The sequence below is a fragment of the Streptomyces sp. NPDC090045 genome, assembly GCF_044747975.1.
GTDB lineage: Bacteria > Actinomycetota > Actinomycetes > Streptomycetales > Streptomycetaceae > Streptomyces.
In genome coordinates this window covers 42,367-58,125 of the sequence record NZ_JBIVFA010000024.1, presented here as the reverse complement: position 1 = coordinate 58,125, position 15,759 = coordinate 42,367, and the positions used below count along the sequence as shown (strand labels likewise).

The window sequence follows — 15,759 nt, the reverse complement described above, 5'->3', positions numbered from 1 at the left end:
GGCTTGTGACTGGCAGTCTCTACGGGGCCCGGCTGAGCGTCGTACTGGCTGAAGCCACAAAGATCCGGGGGTCGTTCCGGTGTCGTGTACGGCGGCGGCGGGTGCCTCGCTGCGGGCGGTGGCTAGCGCGTTGTCCAGCCGCCGTCGACGGACAGGGTCGTGCCGAGGACGAAGGAGGCGCGGTCGCTGCAGAGCCAGGCGGCCGCCTCGGCGATCTCCGTCGGGCTCGCCATGCGCGGCAGGGGGGCCGATCGGAGGAGGACTTCTTCCATCTCGGGGTTCTGCCGGAGCCAGTTGTCGATCATCTCGCTGCGGGTGGAGCCGGGGGCGATGGCGTTGACGCGTATGCCCTGGGCGGCGTACTCGCAGGCGGCGGCCTTGGTGAGGCCCAGGACCGCGTGCTTCGAGGCGATGTAGGTCGCCGTCACCGGGGTGGCGACCAGGCCGGCGGTGCTGCTGTTGTTGACGATCGAGCCGCCGCCGCCTGCGAGCATGGCGCGGATCTCGTGGCGCATGCAGTTCCAGACGCCGCGGACGTTGGTGTCCATCACGGTGTCGTACGCGTCCTCGTCCAGCAGGTGCATCGGCCGGGGGGTGGCGCCGATGCCGGCGTTGTTGAAGGCCGCGTCGAGGCGGCCGTAGGCGGCCACGGCCGTCTCGACGGCGCGGGCCACGTCCTCGGTGCGGGAGACGTCGGCGACCACGTACTGGGCCTGGTGACCGGAGGAGCGCAACTCCTGCGTGAGGGCGGCGAGTTGGGGTTCGCGGCGGGCGACCAGGGTCACCGAGGCGCCTTCGCGGCAGAATACGCGTGCGGCGGCCGCGCCGATGCCCGCGCTCGCGCCCGTGATCAGCGCCGATCTGCCCGCCATCAAAGAGTTGCTGGTCTCCCGGGTCATCGCGCGACCGTAACACGAGGGGATGGAGGGCGTGATGACTGGAAGTGTCGTGCTGGTGACCGGCGCCAGCGGATTCGTCGGCTCCGTGGTGGTGGAGCGTCTCGTGCAACACGGCGTGCATGTGCGGGTGTTGGTGCACCGGGGTGATGTGCCGTCAGGAGTGGGCGTGGAAGGCGTACGGGGGGATCTCGCATCCTCCGGGTCGGTGCGCGGGCTGTGTGACGGTGTCGGCGCCGTGCTGCATCTCGCGGCGCGGATCGGGGGCACCGAGGAGGAGTGCCGGGCCGTCAACGTGGAAGGGACGCGGGCGCTGCTGGCCGAGGCGGAGCGGGCCGGGGTGCGGCGGGTCGTGCAGCTGGGGACGGCGGCCGTCTACCGGGACGGGGCGCACCGGGGTGCGGTGGAAGGGGAGCTCGCCGAGGAGCCGGGGTCGGTGACCAGTGCGACCCGGCTCGTCGGTGAGCGGATGGTGCTGGCGGCGGGCGGGGCGGTGGTGCGGCCCCATCTGGTGTACGGGCGGGGGGACCGCTGGGTGGTGCCGTCGCTGGTGCGGCTGCTGGCGCGGCTGCCGCACTGGGTGGACGGCGGGCGGGCCCGGATGTCCATGGTGTCGGTGGACGCGCTGGCGGGTGCGATCGCGGAGCTGGCCGTGCGGGAGGAGGGCGCGCGGGGTGTGCTGCACGCGGGTCATCCCGAGCCGGTGACCGCGCGGGAGCTGGTGGGGACGGTGGCGCGGGAGCTGGGGCTGCCGCTGCCGAGGGGGGAGGTGGACCTGGCCGGGGCGCTGGAGTTGCTGGGAGGCCCGGAAGGTCCGGATCCGGTGGTGCGGCGGCAGGTGTCGCTGTTCGCGGTGGACCACTGGTACGACAGTGGGCGGTTGTGGGGACAGCTGGCGGCGTCCCCGGGGGCGCGGTTCTCTCGGGCGTTCGGTCGGTACGCCGGCTGGTACCGCGGCGAGGAGCGGATGCGCGGCCGCTGACCCGGAGGTGGTGCGGGGGCGGCGGGGGCGGGTGTCACCGCAAGGAGTGCGGGCACCGCGGAAGGGGTGCGGGTGTCACCGCGGGGTGCGGGTGTCAGCGCAGGGGGTGCGGGCCGGGCCGGTCCGGGGCTGCGCCGGTGACCGTCGAGGTGAAGACGGTGCGGCCCTCCTGGTGGCCGGTGACCTCGACGCGGCCCGGTGCGGCGAGGGTGGCGTCCACCCGGCAGGGGGCGTCCAGTTCCGCGTACTGGTGGAACTCGGTGGACAGGCCGGTCGGGGTGAACGTGCCGGGGCGGTGCAGCCCGCAGGCGGCCTGGCGGGCGGCCTCGACCAGGACCATGCCGGGGTGGTGGTCGTTCGCGTGCTCGAAGAGGATCGGGTGGTCGAGGTCGGGGTTCAGCAGCCAGCTGCCGGGGCGGTCGGCGGGGGCGAGGACCACGTCGAAGGGGGCCAGCCGGCCGGCGGAGGCGGCGGGCACGGGCGTACGGCGGGGCAGCGGACGCGCTAAGCCGGCGTGGCCGCGGTCGCCGCGCAGCCGGCGGTAGGTGGCGGGGGCGACGCAGGTGAAGCGGGCGGTGCCGGAGGCGGCGAGGGCACCGTTGCGGTGGATGTCGACCTGGAGGAAGCCGGAGAAGCGGCTGCCCTTCCAGATGAAGTCGGTGCAGGTGGCGGTCATGTCGAGTTCGCTCGGGCCGCGGCCTATGCGCAGCTGCTCGGGGCGGGAGGTGAAGTCCAGGCTCCAGAGGAGGACGTTGTGGTCGAGGGGGACTCCGTAGACGGCGTGGCAGAGGTAGAGCCCCGTCTGTCTGATGGTCTCGCCGGCCTGTACGGGGTCGTGGCCGCCGCCGTCGGCGCTGGTGAAGAAGGTGTGGGCGCGGGGCCACTGCCCGGTGAGGGCGAAGGTGACGTCGCCGATGCGCTCGCAGCCGGTGAGGAAGACCTCGGCGAGTGAGCTGCGGTGGACGTACTCCCTGGGCACCGTGGTGGTCAGCACCGGGGCCTCGTTGCAGCGCGTCCAGGGGTCCCCCGCTCCCGCGAGCGGAAGGACGGGAGCGTTGTTCCGGATCGTCAGCATGGTCATGGGACCTCTCCCGCAGAGCCGTTTGACGGATGGGACGGGGTGCGTACGCGAGACGCAAGATACGTACTCTCCGGTTTTGTTTGCAAGGTGCGGAAGGAGAGTGAATGTCGCTCGCGCACCGGCGTCGGGGGCGGCCGCAGAGGGCGGTGCGGGGGCGCCGTGACGTCGACCAGCGAATATCAGGATGGCGGCCGTCGGCCGTGATGCGAGGGATCACGGCCCAAGTGGGAGAAGGCCTTCCGGTCATATGCGCCGGTCCGGCGGGGCATCGTCACGCGTTGTTCAACGAGCGGCGCGCGAGCCGTTCTTGAGCGATCGTCATGCAATAAGGGCTGCCTTGCAAACCATTGGCAGGCGGGGCAGAGCAATGCCAGAATCGGGGCCGCCGCCGGTCTTCAAAAGAACCGGATGGATGGTTTCTGAACGCAGGGTGTCGGCAGCTCGCTGCACCCTGTGACCGATGTTCGCCACCATCCGGGAGAGCCGTCAGATGACCCGTCAGTGCCCCATAGCGATCGACCTGTCCGGAGCGGACGTGCACGCCGAGGCGGCGCGCATCCGGGAGCAGGCGCCGGCGACGCAGGTGCTGCTGCCCGGCGGGGTGACCGGCTGGGCCGTCAACCGGCACGCCGACATCCGCAGGCTGCTCGTGGACCCGAGGGTGTCGAAGGACGCCTACCGGCACTGGCCGGCGTGGATCGACGGAGAGGTCGGCGCCGAGTGGCCGCTGGCGATCTGGGTCTCGGTGCAGAACATGATCACCGCCTACGGCGAGGAGCACACGCGCCTGCGCAAGCCGGTCGCGGCCGCGTTCACCTCGCGGCGCGTCGCCGCCCTGCGGCCGAGGATCGAGGAGGTCGTGGACGGGCTGCTGGACGGCCTGGCCGCGCTGGAGCCGGGCCGGGTGGTCGATCTCCGGGCGGAGTTCGCGCACGAGCTGCCGACCCGGATGGTCTTCGAGCTGTTCGGGATCCCGCAGCGGTCGTGGGCGGCCCTGCACAAGATCATCAGGGGTTTCTTCGACACGGCGATCACGGTCGAGGCCGCCCAGCAGAACGCCGTGGACATGGAAGCGACCATGGCCGACGTGGTCGCCTACCGGCGGGCGCACCCGGGCGACGACATCACCAGCGTGCTGATCGCCGCCCGGGACGCGGACGGCGAGGAGGACGGGGCGCACCTCAGCGAGAAGGAACTGGTCGACAACCTGATCCTGCTCTTCACCGCCGGGTACGAGACCACCGTCAACCTCATCTGCACGGCCCTGCACGAACTGCTGCGCCATCCGGACCAGTTGAAGCTGGTGCGCGAGGGACTCGCCTCCTGGGAGGACGTGGTCGAGGAGGCGCTGCGCATCGAGCCGCCGGCCTCGTACGGGCTGCTGCGGTTCGCGGTGGAGGACATCGACATGGGCGAGGGGGTGGTGATCCCGCAGGGGGACCCGATCCTGGTGTCGTTCGGCTCGGTCGGGCGGGATCCCCGGCTGCACGGGGAGCGGGCGGAGCGGTTCGACGTCACGCGCGCGACCCGCGGACAGCACCTGTCCTTCGGTTTCGGGACGCACTACTGCCTGGGCGCGACCCTGGCGCGGACCGAGTGCGCGATCGCCGTGCAGCGCTTCTTCGAGAGGTTTCCCCAGCCGGTGCTGGCGGGCCCGGAGGGCGGGGAACTGCCGCGGGTGGCCTCGTTCATCTCCAACGGGCTGCAGGAGCTGCCGGTGGTGCTGAGCGCCGGGAACGGGGGTATGTGAGGCGGGAGGGAGCCGAGGGGTGGGAGGGGGCGTGGGGTTTTGGTGGAGAGGTGACGGATTGTGATGCCCGGCTGGATAGAGGCGCTTGACTAAAATACGGACCTTCTGGTTGGTTTTGATGGGGTGGCGGATCCTGTCAGGGGGTCCGTCAGTCACAACCCCTGGACAACGGAGGCACCGTGGCACGGCAAGAGCGTGCGGTACGTACGCGTCGCGCGATCTTGGAAGCGGCGGCGGCGGTCTTCGACGAGCGCGGGTACGACGCGGCCACCATCGCCGACATCCTCGCCCGGGCGGGGGTCACCAAGGGTGCCCTGTACTTCCACTTCTCCTCCAAGCAGGAGCTGGCCCAGGGGGTGCTCGAAGAGCAGTTCGCCGAGGGCGGGGTGCCCCACCGGGAGAGCAAGCTCCAGGAACTCGTCGATGTCGCACTGGTGTTGGCGTACCGCATGAAGCACGAGCCGATGCTCAGTGCGGGGGCCCGCCTCTCCCTGGGCCCGGGCATGCGCGACATCTTCGGCGGCGGGTCCGTGCCGGGCTGGATCGAGTTCACGCGCGCGCTGCTCTCCCAGGCCAAGGAGCAGGGCGAACTGCTCCCGCACGTCGATCCGGCCGAGACGGCCTGGATCCTTTCCGCCTGCTGGACGGGCGCCCAGATCTTCTCCCAGACCCTCAACGACCGGACGGACCTCGAACAGCGGGTGGCCGCCGTCTACCAGCACATCTACCCGAGCATCGCCACGCCGGCGGTGCTCGCGCGGCTGGAGATGGGCCCCGACCGGGGGCGGCGGGTGACCGTGGAGATGGGGATCGCGGCCGGCCCGGCGCAGGAACCCGAGCCGGCTCTGCCCTGAGGCCGGCCGCCCCGGTGCGGAGCGCGGTGAGGACGTGCGGGGCCGGGTATACGGCTCTGGAGGTTCGGCCGCAGGGCGGGTCGGTGCGCGTCGGCTCCAGCGGGACACGAGCCGCGCTCCGGTGCGGCCGCTGACGGTGGGCGACACGATCTTGTACCCCCCTGGGCAAACCGCACTGACGGTTTGTGGAGACTCCATGGCCAAGCAGGAGCGTGCGGCCCGCACGCGAGAAACGTTGATCCGTGCCGCTGCGGAGGTCTTCGCCGAGCAGGGGTTCGTCACCGCGTCGATAGCGGCGATCAGCAGACGGGCCGGTGTGAGCGCCGGCGGGCTGCACTTCCACTTCGAGAGCAAGACCGCGCTCGCCCGGGCCGTCGAGGACCGGGCGTCGCAGGCGCTGCGGCGCGTCACCACCGAGAGGTGGGGGGCCGCGGCGGCCCCGTCCGGGGCGGTGGACGGCAACGCCCTGCAGGTGCTGGTGGATTCCTCCCACTCCCTGATGGCCCTGCTGGCGTCGGACGTGGTGGTACGGGCCGCCTTCGGGCTGTGCGCGGACGTCTCCCGCACGAGCGAGGTCGACCTGCGCCGGCAGTGGCGCCTGTGGGTCGAGGCGGTCACGCGGGCCGCGGCGCGGCACGGCGCGCTGGCCGACGGGCTCGCCCCGCAGGACGCGGCAGGCGTGGTCGTGGCCTCCACCGTGGGGCTCCAGGCCCTGGGAGCCGACGAACGGGACTGGCTCGCGCCCCACGCCCTCACCCGGTTCTGGGCGCTGACACTCCCCCAGCTCGCGGCCGCCGGGACGCTGGACGGGCTTGCGCCGGAGGGTTCTGCCGCGCACCCGGACTCCGTACCAGACTGAGTGGTCTGTTTAAGTGGCTGCGGGAGTCCCTCACCGGGTCTCGGTCGAGGGTGATCGGGGGGTGGGGTGGTCGATCCAGGACGTCATCGGTTGGGCGAAATCCCAGGTGGGAGTGGGTTTTTGAGTGACAGTCAGGAGGCTTCCGTCTCCAAAACAGCGCAACCGGTTTGATATTGACAAACCGTCGGTCCTGTTTTCTACTGGCTGTGCGACTCATCCAAGGACAGGGGAGTACGGCGTGGACATCGATGTACTGGGCGCGTTGGCTGTGCGGGAGAACGGGATCTCCATCACGCCGACCGCCCCCAAGCCCCGGCAGGTCCTGGCGCTCCTGGCCCTCCATGCCGATCAGGTGGTGCCCGTGTCGGCCCTGATCGAGGAGCTGTGGGCGGGCGAACCGCCGCGCAGCGCGCGCACGACGCTCCAGACGTACGTCCTGCAGTTACGTGCCCTCATCGCGACCGCTCTGGAGCGGGGCGCGGCCGGCGGTGCGGAGGCCGGTACGGATCCCGTGACGCATCCCGTGACGCAGCCCGGTACGGATCGCGGCGCGGGCGTGCGGACCGCGAAGGACATACTCGTCACCCTGCCGGGCGGCTATCTGCTGAGCAGCGGCGGCGGAGTGCTGGACGTGCGGGAGTTCGACCGGCTCGCCGGGAGCGGCTACCGCGCGATGGACGCGGGTGACTTCCCCGCCGCGGCGCGGCTGCTGCGCGAGGCGCTGGCCCTGTGGACCGGGCCCGCCTTCGCCGACGTGCAGAGCGGGGTCCAGCTGGACATGGAGGCCAGACGGCTGGAGGAGACCCGGCTGTGCGCCCTCGACCAGCGGATCGAGGCGGACCTGCGGCTGGGCCGGCACCGGGAGCTGCTGGCCGAACTGACCGTGCTGGCGAGCCGGTACCGCACGCACGAGAACCTGCACGGCCAGTTCATGCTCGCCCTGCACCGCTCGGGCCGGCGCGGCGAGGCGCTGGACGTCTACCAGCGGTTGCGCGGGACGCTGGTGCGCGAGCTGGGGCTGGAGCCGTCCGTGGCGCTGCGGCGCCTGCAGCGCTCGATCCTGATGGCGGGTCCCGAGAGCCTCTCCGAGCCCGGCGTCGAGCCCGGGGGCGAGCGGCTCGTACGAGTCTGAGGCGCGTGAGGTACGTGAGGTGTGTGAGGTGTGTGAGGTCTCTGAGGCCTTCGGGGCCCTCCGCTGTCCGGCCTGTCAGGGGCCTTCGAGGCGCGGGGGGCTCCGTCGGTGGCGGCGAGAGGGGACGGCTCGGTGCAGGAGAGGTCGGAGCGAACCCGTAGGCGGCTGGTGTGTGCCGCGGCCGGGATGTTCCACCGCAACGGCTACGCGAATGCGACGCTCGACGAGATCGCGGGCGCGGCCGGGGTGACGAAGGGGGCGCTGTACTTTCACTTCGCCTCCAAGGACGAGCTGGCGGAGGCCGTGCAGCAGCGGGGGCACACCCTGCTGCACGAGGAGGTGCGGGCCCTGCGCGAGTCGGGGGCCTCGCCGTTGCAGGCACTGATCGACATCACGCACTGGCTGGCCGTGGCGCTGCACGAGGATCCGGCGATCCCGGCGAGCTTCCGGATCACCAAGGAGTGCGGGGCGGGGCCCCGGGGGCCGGCCGGGGCGCGGCCGGCGGTGGTGGACTTCCACGCAGCGTGGATCTCGGCGGTCCGTACGCTGCTGCGGCTGGCGCGGGACGCGGGTGAGCTGCCGGCGGCTGAGCGCGGGTGGGAGGGCGCGGAGGCGCTGGTGACGGCTGCGGCGTGCGGGATCGAGGTCATGTCCGGTACCGGGATGCCGTATTGGGAGCTGCGGCGGAAGGTGGCGGCGATGTGGGCCCTGCTGCTGCCGGGCCTCGTGGACGGCGCGAGGGTACGGGAGTACCGGGCGCAGGCGCGCGGTGGCGCGTCGGCCGGCAGCGGGGCCGCCGCGGCGGGCGTGTAGCTCGCTCGCGCAGGCACCAAATGACGTGCACAGCACGGGTGTTGCTCGCCTTCGGCGGGCGCTGGCGGGACGGCTTCAAGTGCAGGTGCGGGTGTGAGTGCGATCCAGAGGTGACGGGGATGTTTCCGGCCGCTCGGGGAGCGCTCTCGGGGACTGTTCGTGCGGTGTTCCGCCGGTGCGGCCGTGGTTCCCGCGGCCGTGGGGCGGGGCTTGGAGAGGGGCTCGAAGGGAGCTTGAGGATCCGGTGACATCGTTCAGGGACCGCTACCGTGCCCCGAGTCGGAGGCCGAACGGCGAGGGACTCGACGACGTGCGGAGGAGACGGTGAAGATTCAGGTGCTGGGTCCGTTGAGCGCCGAGGTCAACGGGGGTTCGATCGTTCCGACCGCACGCAAGCCGCGGCAGATCCTCACGCTCCTCGCCCTCTACCCGGGCCGGGTGATGCCGGTGCCCACGCTCATGGAGGAGCTCTGGGGCACCAGCCTGCCGCAGAGCGCGCTCACGACCCTGCAGACGTACATACTCCAGCTGCGGCGGCGGCTGGGTACCGCCATGGGGCCGGGCGGGGGTGCGGGCGGCACCGGTGGCGCCGGTGGCGCGAAAGAGGTGCTCGTCACGCGGCACGGCGGGTACCTGCTGCAGATCCCGCCGGAGGCGGTGGACGTGCACGAGTACGAGGGCCTCGTGGCCCGGGGGCAGAGCGACTTCGAGCAGGGTGACGACGAGAGCGCGGCGTCCATGCTGCGCGCGGCGCTCGCGCTGTGGCAGGGGCCCGCGCTGGTCGACGTACGGGTGGGCCCGATCCTGGAGATCGAGGTCATGCGGCTGGAGGAGAGCCGGCTGGTCACCGTGGAGCGGCGGATCGACGCGGATCTGCGGCTGGGCCGGCACTCGGAGCTGCTGGCCGAGCTCACCGAGCTGATCGCCCGGCATCCGCAGCACGAAGGGCTGCACTCGCAGGCGATGGTGGCGCTGTACCGGTCGGGCCGGCAGGCGACGGCGCTGGACGTGTACCGGCGGCTGCGGGGCCGGCTGATCGAGGACCTGGGGGTGGAGCCGTCGCCGCAACTCCAGCGCCTGCACCAGGCCATGCTGGCCGTCGACCCGGCGCTGGACGTGCAGGCGGGGCCGAAGCGGGGGTCGACCTTCGACCTGTACGCCGTCTGAACCCGGCTCCCCTGCTGCGGCGGCCGCCCCTTTCCAGGGGCAGGTTCTAGGGGCAGGACTCCTCGTTCTTCACCGTGCCGAAGTCGATCTTCGTGCCGGTGCCGGTGGCCGTGCCGGCGGCCGGGGTCTGCGTGCAGACCTTCCAGTTCCGGTCGAGGACCTGGTGACGGTTCTTGCCGAGCGCGTCGTGCGAGGAGAGCAGGTGGAACCCTGCGGCCTGCGCGCCGTCTTGGGCGCTCTGGAGGACCTGGCCGACGAAGTCGGGCACGACGGCCGCCGGCTTTCCCGGTCTGCCGACGTGCCGGGTGGGCCGGGGGCTTCACCGCCTGCGCCGGCCACCGGCCTGTACGCGGGGCCGGCGGACGCCGGGGTGCGCGGGCCGCCGGTGGGCGCGGGTGTCACTGGTGGGGGATGTCGATGCCGGCTGCGCGCAGGTGCGCCTCGACCAGGGTGTTCAACCGGGCGATGGACGGTGTCTGGTCCTCCCGGTGGTGGTTGACCAGCCCGTACCGGGAGGCGGCGTCGGGCCGGTTGTGGAAACCGGTGGGCGCCGCCAGCAGTGCGCGGTGGGTCAGGAGTTTGCCGGCCAGTGCGGATGCCAGTTCCTCGATCCGCGGGTCGTCCGGATCCCAGGACCTCGCGTCCCAGCCGCGCTTGGTGAGCTCGACGTGCTCGGGGTCGTCGAGGACGTGTTCGAGGCGGGCCAGGAAGCCGTCGAAGATCTCCGGGACCAGTGCGCGGGCCAGCACCATGGCCTCCCGTTGGCCGGCCAGGTAGTCGGGGCCGAAGCCGAGTTCGGCGAGCCGGTCCAGGATCGTGCAGGCCCGGTCGGGCAGCAGGACCCGGTCGCCGTGGGTGAGGCGGTGCAGCGTGTCGCGGCGTGCGCTCAGGTCCTCGATCCGTTCGGTGAGCCGGCGGTGGACGTCGTCCAGGGCGGCGGCGAACCGCTCTGGGTCGGCGTCGAGCAGGTCACCGATCTCGGCCAGCGGCACGCCGGCCCCGGCCAGGGTCCGCACCTGGACCATCCGGAGCAAGTCGGCGGACCCGTAACGCCGGTAGCCGGAACCGTCGCGTTCCGGCTCGGCGACCAGGCCGAGCCGGTGATAGTGCCGCACGGTCTTGATCGTGACGCCGACGAACGCCGCCGCCCGGCCGATCGTGAGCCCGTCTGCCATCGGCTCGACACACCTCCAGGTCGTGGGCGGCCGCGGTCTCGCGAACCAGGGGCGAGGGTAGCGCGCATCCGGTCGGCCCCGGGCCGCGACGCAGGTTGACCTTGACCTTGGGTCAGGGTGCACGCTCATCGCACGGCCGCCTCGCATGCGAGTGGCGCCGGACACCTGCCCCCTCTTCTCACGAGATCGAGGAACGACCATGAGCGAATCCCTCTCCGCCACGAAGCACTCCGCCGCCGCGCCGGACCGCCCGGAACTGCGGGAGGCCCTACGGGAGATCGTCGATTCCGGTATCGCCGGAGTGCAGCTGCGCGTGCACGACGAGCGGGGCGAGTGGACCGGCAGCGCCGGGGTGGCCGAACGGGGCGGGGCCGCCGGGCCGCCGCTCGACGGGCACGTGCGGATCGGCAGCAACACCAAGACCTTCACCGCGACCGTGGTGCTGCAACTGGTGGCCGAGGGAAGGATCGCACTGGACACCCCGGCGGCCGACTGCCTGCCGGCGTTCGGGCTGGACCGGCGGATCACGGTGCGGATGCTGCTGCAGCACACCAGCGGCGTGTTCAACCACACCGGCGAGCTCCTGGAGGACGGGACGGTCGCGCCCGGGATCCCCTCCACGATCGCGGGCCGGGAATGGGTGGAGAACCGGTTCACGAGCTACCGGCCCGAGGAGCTGGTACGGCTGTCGTTGTCGAAGCCGGCACGGTTCGAGCCGGGAACGGGCTGGAGCTACTCCAACACCAACTACGTGCTGGCCCGGCTGCTGATCGAGAAGGTCACCGGCCGCTCGTGCGCGAAGGAGACGCAGGAGCGGATCCTGGGGCCGCTCGGCCTGTCGGGCACCGTCGTACCGGGCACCTCGCCGGAGATCCCCGAGCCCTACGCCCACGCCTACTACCGGTACGAGGACGCCGGCCGCCAGGAGATCGTCGACGTCACCCGCCACAACCCCTCCTGGATCTCCGCCGGCGGGGACATGATCTCGACCACCCGGGACCTGCACACCTTCATCTCCGCCCTGACGGGCGGCCGGCTGTTGCCGGACCCGCTGCTGGCCGAGATGCGCACACCGCATGCGATGAGCGGATTCGGCCTGGGGCTGCGGGTGCAGGAGGTGGGCGAGGACGGCGCGACCGTCCTCTTCCACAACGGCGGCGCGGCGGGCCACGCGGCGCTGATGTACAGCACGCCCGACGGCAGCAGGACCCTGACCGCCGCACTGAACTACGTGGACGACGCGGCGATGTCCCTGGCAGGGGCGTTCCACAAGGCGCAGGAGCGGCTCGTCGGGGAGGTGTTCGGCGGCGGGCGGGCCTGAGGGCCGGGCCTGAGGGCCGGGGCTGCCTTCAGGGCCGGGGCTGTTTTCAGGGCCAGCCGATGTCGTCGTCCGGGTGGGTCTTCCCGGCCGGTCGGGCGGGCCGGCGGGCGGGGGCCGCGAACGGGGTGTGGGCTGCGGGCGTCCAGGACGCGCGGGATGCGCACACCGATGGCCTCATCGTCGACTCCAAGGCGCCGAATACGGGAAGAGCGGGGCTCCGGCCGGGTGCCGGGGCCGGGTTCTGGAGAGTCTGCCTCGGCCGGATCGAGGAATGCTCGAGGAACGCATGACGTGCGCATGAGAGCCGTCGCCAACCCCTGGCAAAGGTTTGCCCGCGTATTGCCGGGCGTCCTAGGCTCGTTGGCGGTTCCCGACAGATTTCTTGCCCGCGACCTCAGGGATGCTCATGCTGCGACAGCCCGCGTTCGGACACCGCCTGAGAAAGCTCCGGATGGCCCAGGGCCTGTCCCAGACGGCGCTGGCCGGCGAGGGCATGTCCACCGGATATCTCTCCCGCCTGGAGTCGGGCGCACGCCAGCCGACCGAGCGGGCCGTGGGGTACCTGGCCGGCCGACTGGGCCTGGAGGCGGCCGACTTCGAGGAGCCGGCCACCGGCTCGCTGGCCCACGCGCTCACCCTCGCGGCGTCCACCGGCTCCCCCGACGCCGTCGAGGCGCTGCGCCAGGCGCTGACCGCCGAGGGCCACGAGAGCCCGGTACTGCGCTGGCAGGCTTTGTGGCTGCTCGCCGGGGCCGCCCGCGTCCAGGGCGACCACGCGCTGGAACTGGAGCGGCTCACACGGCTGGTCGATCTCGGTGAGGAGGTGGGCGTGTGCGAGCTGCGCGTACGGGGCCTGACCCGGCTCGCCCGCTGTCTGCGGTCCATCGGTGAGATCAAGGCGGCCCTGGAGGCCGCCGTCGAGGCCCACCGGATCGCGCTGCGCGAGGAGTTGGGCGTGGAGGACCGGGCCACCGCTCTGCTGGCGCTGGTGTCCGTACAGGCCGAGGCCGGCCGGATCGGTGACGCGCGCGTGCACGCCGACGAGCTGACCGTTCTCGTCGAGGGCCGCGCCGACGCGCTGTGGGCCGAGGCCATGTGGACGGCCGCCGCCGTCCGGATGCGCCAGGGCGACTACCCGGGCGCGCAGGCCTGCCTGGACGATGCCCTCGACCGGTTCGGCAGCCAGGAGGACCTGGTCCTGTGGACCCGGCTGCGGCTGGCCACGGCCCGGCTGCACCTGCAGAAGCTGCCCGCCGATCCGGAGCAGGCCCAGCGCCGCGCCGCCGAGGCCGAGGCCGCTCTCGCCTTCGTGGGCACACCGGCCCTGCGGCAGGACCTGACCGCGCTCAAGGCCGACCTGGCCTTCGCCACCGGCCGGTACGACGACGCGCGCGCCCTGTTGGCCGCGCTGGCCGGCGACGAGTCGAGGATGACCTACCGCGGCCGGGTACGGCTGGAGATCCTGCGTCATCAGCTGCTGATCCTCGGTGGCGACCCCTGCGGGATCCAGGGCCTGCGCAACCTGGCGCAGCAGGCTCAGCAGGACGCGAACATCGACCTCGCCGCCGAGATCTGGCGGGTGCTGGCCGACGCACTCACCCAGGCGGGACACGCAGGTCAGGCGGGACAGGCGGGACACGCAGGTCAGGCGGGTCGGGCGGGCCGGTTGAGCGGGGCCTCGCCCGTCGGGGGTTGAGGAAGGCTCAAGTCCCCTGGTGCAGCCTGAAACGCATCGCAGGAACGATCAGGGCGGGGGTGTGTCTCATGTCGTCGCAGCGCGTGCACGCGAGCGAGCGGACGGCGTGGGTGGCCGCCCCGGCCGGCGTGGTCTACGGGCTGCTGGCCGATGCCGTGCGCTGGCCGCTCCTGCTGCCCTGGCACGCCCACGTCGAGCGGATGGACTTCGACGGGGTCCGGGAGCAGCTGCGGCTCTGGGACGTGCGCGACGAGAGGGTCCGCTCCTTCCACGTACGCCGGGTGCTGGACCCGCACACCAGGACCGTCGCGTTCGAGCAGGAGGACACCGCCCGCCCCGGGGTGCCCACCACCGGCCTGTGGACGGTCGAGGCGCTCGGCGAGACGGAATCGCAGCTGACGTTGCGTCAGGACCGCACGCTGGAGGGGCTGCCCGCCGCCGAGACCGGGCGCAGCCGGCAGGAGTGGCAGGCGGAGCCGGCCGAGCAGCTCGCCCACGTCAAAGCGGTCGCCGAGCGCTGGGAGCGCCTGGACCAGCTGCTGCTCTCCTTCGAGGACAGCCTGCACGTCGACGGTCCCGCCGAGCTGGTCTACGACTTCCTCTACCGGATCGGGGACTGGCCGCAGCGCGTCCCGCACGTGGAGTCGGTCGCCGTGATCGAGGACGTGCCCGGCGTGCAGCTGGCCACCGTGGACTCCTGTGCCGCCCCCGGCGGACGCACGCTCACCACCCGGTCGGTGCGGCTGTGTTTCCCCTCGGCCGCGCGGATCGTCCACAAGGAACTGACACCGTCGCCTCTGATAGCCGCGCACAGCGGCGAGTGGTCGCTGGTCCCGGACGGGGGCGGCGTACGGGCCGTGTGCGCGCGGCAGGTGATGCTGCGGGAGGAGGCGGTCGAGGAGGTGCTGGGGGCGGGGACCGACCTGGTCGAGGCCCGCCGGTACGTACGGACGTGGCTGGGGCGGGCCGGTGGCGAGACGCTGCGGCTGGCCGGGTGGCACGCCCAGAGCGCCGTGCGCCGTCTGCGATGAGCCCGAGAAGGAGGTCGTGAGCATGGTTCCCGCCCGGTACCGCCCCGATCCGCTCGACGCGCCCCTGTACGTCGCCGGTCCCGAAGGGCCCTGGGACGAGGTGGGCGACCGGCTCGAGGACGCCGGCCGGGCTCTGGTCTGCACGACGTGGGGCCAGTGGCTGGCGGCCGTGCTGCTCGACCCCGCGCTGCGGCCCCTGCTGGGGAGCGACTGGCCGCGCTACCGGCAGACGGCGCCGGCGGCCGGCAGGATGCGGTTCGCGGTCTCGCGGTTCGTGGTCAGGCACTCCGCGGCCGCCGCGCTGAACGTTCCCGTGGACGGCCTGGAACTGGGGTACGCGCCGGACGGACAGCCCCTGGTGCGGGGCGCGGGCGCAGACCTGGAGGTGAGCCTGGCGCACACCGGTGAGCTGATCGTGGTCGGTGTCAGCCGTACCGGTCCGATCGGTGTGGACGTGCAGGACGCGGACCGTGACGTCTCCTTCGACGTGCCGCCCGGGCAGCTGTGCACGGCGCAGGAACGCGTGGCGCTGGCCGCGCTGCCCGAGGGTGAGCGCCGGGCCCGGCTGCTGTGGCTGTGGACCTTGAAGGAGGCCTACGCCAGGGCGCTCGGGCACGGGCTGCGCCGCGCCCCTTCCACCGTCGGGTTCGACCGGGACGAGCGGGGGCGTGCCGTCCTGGCGGGCGCACCGCGGGAGGGGGACGCGGGAGGGGCGTGGACGTTCACCACCCATCCCGTGCAGGGGCGTTACCTGGTCGGCGCCGCGCACCGGCGCCGGTCCGTCCTGCCGGCGGCGGACCGGAAGGCGCAGGTCGACTCCGGTTCGCGGAGCGCTGCAGCCCCGCTCGAGGAAAGGGGGGACGGGCCCGCGGCCCCCTTACGCTTGCTGCGACCGGTGACCTCCGGGCGGGGCGAGGGAAGGCGGACGCGGTGAACGCAAGGGAACGTCCCGCGGTGTCCTTCGCGTCGGTGCCGCCGTGTCGTGTCCGTGTCCGTGCCGGC

At 72.5% G+C, this 15,759-nt stretch carries 15 protein-coding genes; 11 read left to right on the top strand and 4 right to left on the bottom strand.

The window, feature by feature from the left end:
* Positions 1 to 122 precede the first annotated feature (122 nt).
* On the bottom strand, positions 123 to 899 hold the full coding sequence (locus ACIPYQ_RS38650; RefSeq protein ID WP_401259077.1) for an SDR family NAD(P)-dependent oxidoreductase: 777 nt from the start codon (positions 897 to 899) through the stop codon (positions 123 to 125).
* Positions 900 to 933: 34 nt separating this feature from the next.
* Here ACIPYQ_RS38650 and ACIPYQ_RS38645 point away from each other — a divergent pair, with 34 nt between their 5' ends.
* Positions 934 to 1,878 carry an NAD-dependent epimerase/dehydratase family protein gene (locus ACIPYQ_RS38645; protein ID WP_401259075.1) on the top strand — a complete coding sequence of 315 codons (945 nt, stop codon included), beginning with the start codon at positions 934 to 936 and terminating at the stop codon, positions 1,876 to 1,878.
* A gap of 94 nt (positions 1,879 to 1,972) precedes the next feature.
* Here ACIPYQ_RS38645 and ACIPYQ_RS38640 read toward each other — a convergent pair whose 3' ends face one another.
* The gene (locus ACIPYQ_RS38640) at positions 1,973 to 2,959 is read right to left on the bottom strand and encodes a ScbA/BarX family gamma-butyrolactone biosynthesis protein (protein ID WP_401259073.1); all 987 of its coding nucleotides are present in this window, start codon (positions 2,957 to 2,959) and stop codon (positions 1,973 to 1,975) included.
* Between the two features lie 460 nt (positions 2,960 to 3,419).
* On the opposite strand from ACIPYQ_RS38640, the gene ACIPYQ_RS38635 reads away from it, so the two are divergent.
* The 6 genes from ACIPYQ_RS38635 to ACIPYQ_RS38610 all read left to right on the top strand — a co-directional run bounded on the left by ACIPYQ_RS38635 (position 3,420) and on the right by ACIPYQ_RS38610 (position 9,534).
* The gene (locus ACIPYQ_RS38635; RefSeq protein WP_401259071.1) at positions 3,420 to 4,709 is read left to right on the top strand and encodes a cytochrome P450; all 1,290 of its coding nucleotides are present in this window, start codon (positions 3,420 to 3,422) and stop codon (positions 4,707 to 4,709) included.
* Between the two features lie 179 nt (positions 4,710 to 4,888).
* Positions 4,889 to 5,563, top strand: a complete 675-nt coding sequence (locus ACIPYQ_RS38630) for a ScbR family autoregulator-binding transcription factor (protein ID WP_401259069.1) — start codon at positions 4,889 to 4,891, stop codon at positions 5,561 to 5,563.
* Positions 5,564 to 5,759: 196 nt separating this feature from the next.
* On the top strand, positions 5,760 to 6,422 hold the full coding sequence (locus tag ACIPYQ_RS38625; protein ID WP_401259067.1) for a ScbR family autoregulator-binding transcription factor: 663 nt from the start codon (positions 5,760 to 5,762) through the stop codon (positions 6,420 to 6,422).
* 238 nt (positions 6,423 to 6,660) lie between these two features.
* Positions 6,661 to 7,554, top strand: a complete 894-nt coding sequence (locus ACIPYQ_RS38620) for a BTAD domain-containing putative transcriptional regulator (RefSeq protein ID WP_401259065.1) — start codon at positions 6,661 to 6,663, stop codon at positions 7,552 to 7,554.
* A gap of 108 nt (positions 7,555 to 7,662) precedes the next feature.
* On the top strand, positions 7,663 to 8,367 hold the full coding sequence (locus tag ACIPYQ_RS38615; protein ID WP_401259063.1) for a ScbR family autoregulator-binding transcription factor: 705 nt from the start codon (positions 7,663 to 7,665) through the stop codon (positions 8,365 to 8,367).
* Positions 8,368 to 8,691: 324 nt separating this feature from the next.
* Positions 8,692 to 9,534 carry a BTAD domain-containing putative transcriptional regulator gene (locus tag ACIPYQ_RS38610; RefSeq protein WP_401259061.1) on the top strand — a complete coding sequence of 281 codons (843 nt, stop codon included), beginning with the start codon at positions 8,692 to 8,694 and terminating at the stop codon, positions 9,532 to 9,534.
* 46 nt (positions 9,535 to 9,580) lie between these two features.
* Here the strand turns inward: ACIPYQ_RS38610 and ACIPYQ_RS38605 are convergent, their stop codons facing one another.
* Both ACIPYQ_RS38605 and ACIPYQ_RS38600 read right to left on the bottom strand, forming a co-directional pair.
* Positions 9,581 to 9,802 carry a hypothetical protein gene (locus ACIPYQ_RS38605; RefSeq protein WP_401259059.1) on the bottom strand — a complete coding sequence of 74 codons (222 nt, stop codon included), beginning with the start codon at positions 9,800 to 9,802 and terminating at the stop codon, positions 9,581 to 9,583.
* Between the two features lie 130 nt (positions 9,803 to 9,932).
* Complete coding sequence (locus ACIPYQ_RS38600) at positions 9,933 to 10,709, bottom strand: MerR family transcriptional regulator (protein WP_401259057.1); 777 nt, start codon at positions 10,707 to 10,709, stop codon at positions 9,933 to 9,935.
* Positions 10,710 to 10,908: 199 nt separating this feature from the next.
* Between ACIPYQ_RS38600 and ACIPYQ_RS38595 the strand changes: the two genes are divergently transcribed.
* The 4 genes from ACIPYQ_RS38595 (at position 10,909) to ACIPYQ_RS38580 (ending at position 15,691) form a co-directional block, all read left to right on the top strand.
* Positions 10,909 to 12,030, top strand: a complete 1,122-nt coding sequence (locus ACIPYQ_RS38595) for a serine hydrolase domain-containing protein (protein WP_401259056.1) — start codon at positions 10,909 to 10,911, stop codon at positions 12,028 to 12,030.
* A gap of 406 nt (positions 12,031 to 12,436) precedes the next feature.
* Complete coding sequence (locus tag ACIPYQ_RS38590) at positions 12,437 to 13,726, top strand: helix-turn-helix domain-containing protein (RefSeq protein WP_401259054.1); 1,290 nt, start codon at positions 12,437 to 12,439, stop codon at positions 13,724 to 13,726.
* Positions 13,727 to 13,794: 68 nt separating this feature from the next.
* Positions 13,795 to 14,757 (top strand): SRPBCC family protein, encoded by a 963-nt coding sequence (locus ACIPYQ_RS38585; protein ID WP_401259052.1) that lies wholly within the window; start codon positions 13,795 to 13,797, stop codon positions 14,755 to 14,757.
* 22 nt (positions 14,758 to 14,779) lie between these two features.
* Complete coding sequence (locus tag ACIPYQ_RS38580; RefSeq protein WP_401259121.1) at positions 14,780 to 15,691, top strand: 4'-phosphopantetheinyl transferase family protein; 912 nt, start codon at positions 14,780 to 14,782, stop codon at positions 15,689 to 15,691.
* Positions 15,692 to 15,759: the final 68 nt, after the last annotated feature.

Coding starts and splice junctions, on each gene's coding strand:
- ACIPYQ_RS38650 (WP_401259077.1), bottom strand. CDS start 899: ATGACCCGGGAGACCAGCAACTCTTTGATGGCGGGCAGATCGGCGCTG.
- ACIPYQ_RS38645 (WP_401259075.1), top strand. CDS start 934: ATGACTGGAAGTGTCGTGCTGGTGACCGGCGCCAGCGGATTCGTCGGC.
- ACIPYQ_RS38640 (WP_401259073.1), bottom strand. CDS start 2,959: ATGACCATGCTGACGATCCGGAACAACGCTCCCGTCCTTCCGCTCGCG.
- ACIPYQ_RS38635 (WP_401259071.1), top strand. CDS start 3,420: ATGTTCGCCACCATCCGGGAGAGCCGTCAGATGACCCGTCAGTGCCCC.
- ACIPYQ_RS38625 (WP_401259067.1), top strand. CDS start 5,760: ATGGCCAAGCAGGAGCGTGCGGCCCGCACGCGAGAAACGTTGATCCGT.
- ACIPYQ_RS38600 (WP_401259057.1), bottom strand. CDS start 10,709: ATGGCAGACGGGCTCACGATCGGCCGGGCGGCGGCGTTCGTCGGCGTC.
- ACIPYQ_RS38595 (WP_401259056.1), top strand. CDS start 10,909: ATGAGCGAATCCCTCTCCGCCACGAAGCACTCCGCCGCCGCGCCGGAC.
- ACIPYQ_RS38590 (WP_401259054.1), top strand. CDS start 12,437: ATGCTGCGACAGCCCGCGTTCGGACACCGCCTGAGAAAGCTCCGGATG.
- ACIPYQ_RS38585 (WP_401259052.1), top strand. CDS start 13,795: ATGTCGTCGCAGCGCGTGCACGCGAGCGAGCGGACGGCGTGGGTGGCC.
- ACIPYQ_RS38580 (WP_401259121.1), top strand. CDS start 14,780: ATGGTTCCCGCCCGGTACCGCCCCGATCCGCTCGACGCGCCCCTGTAC.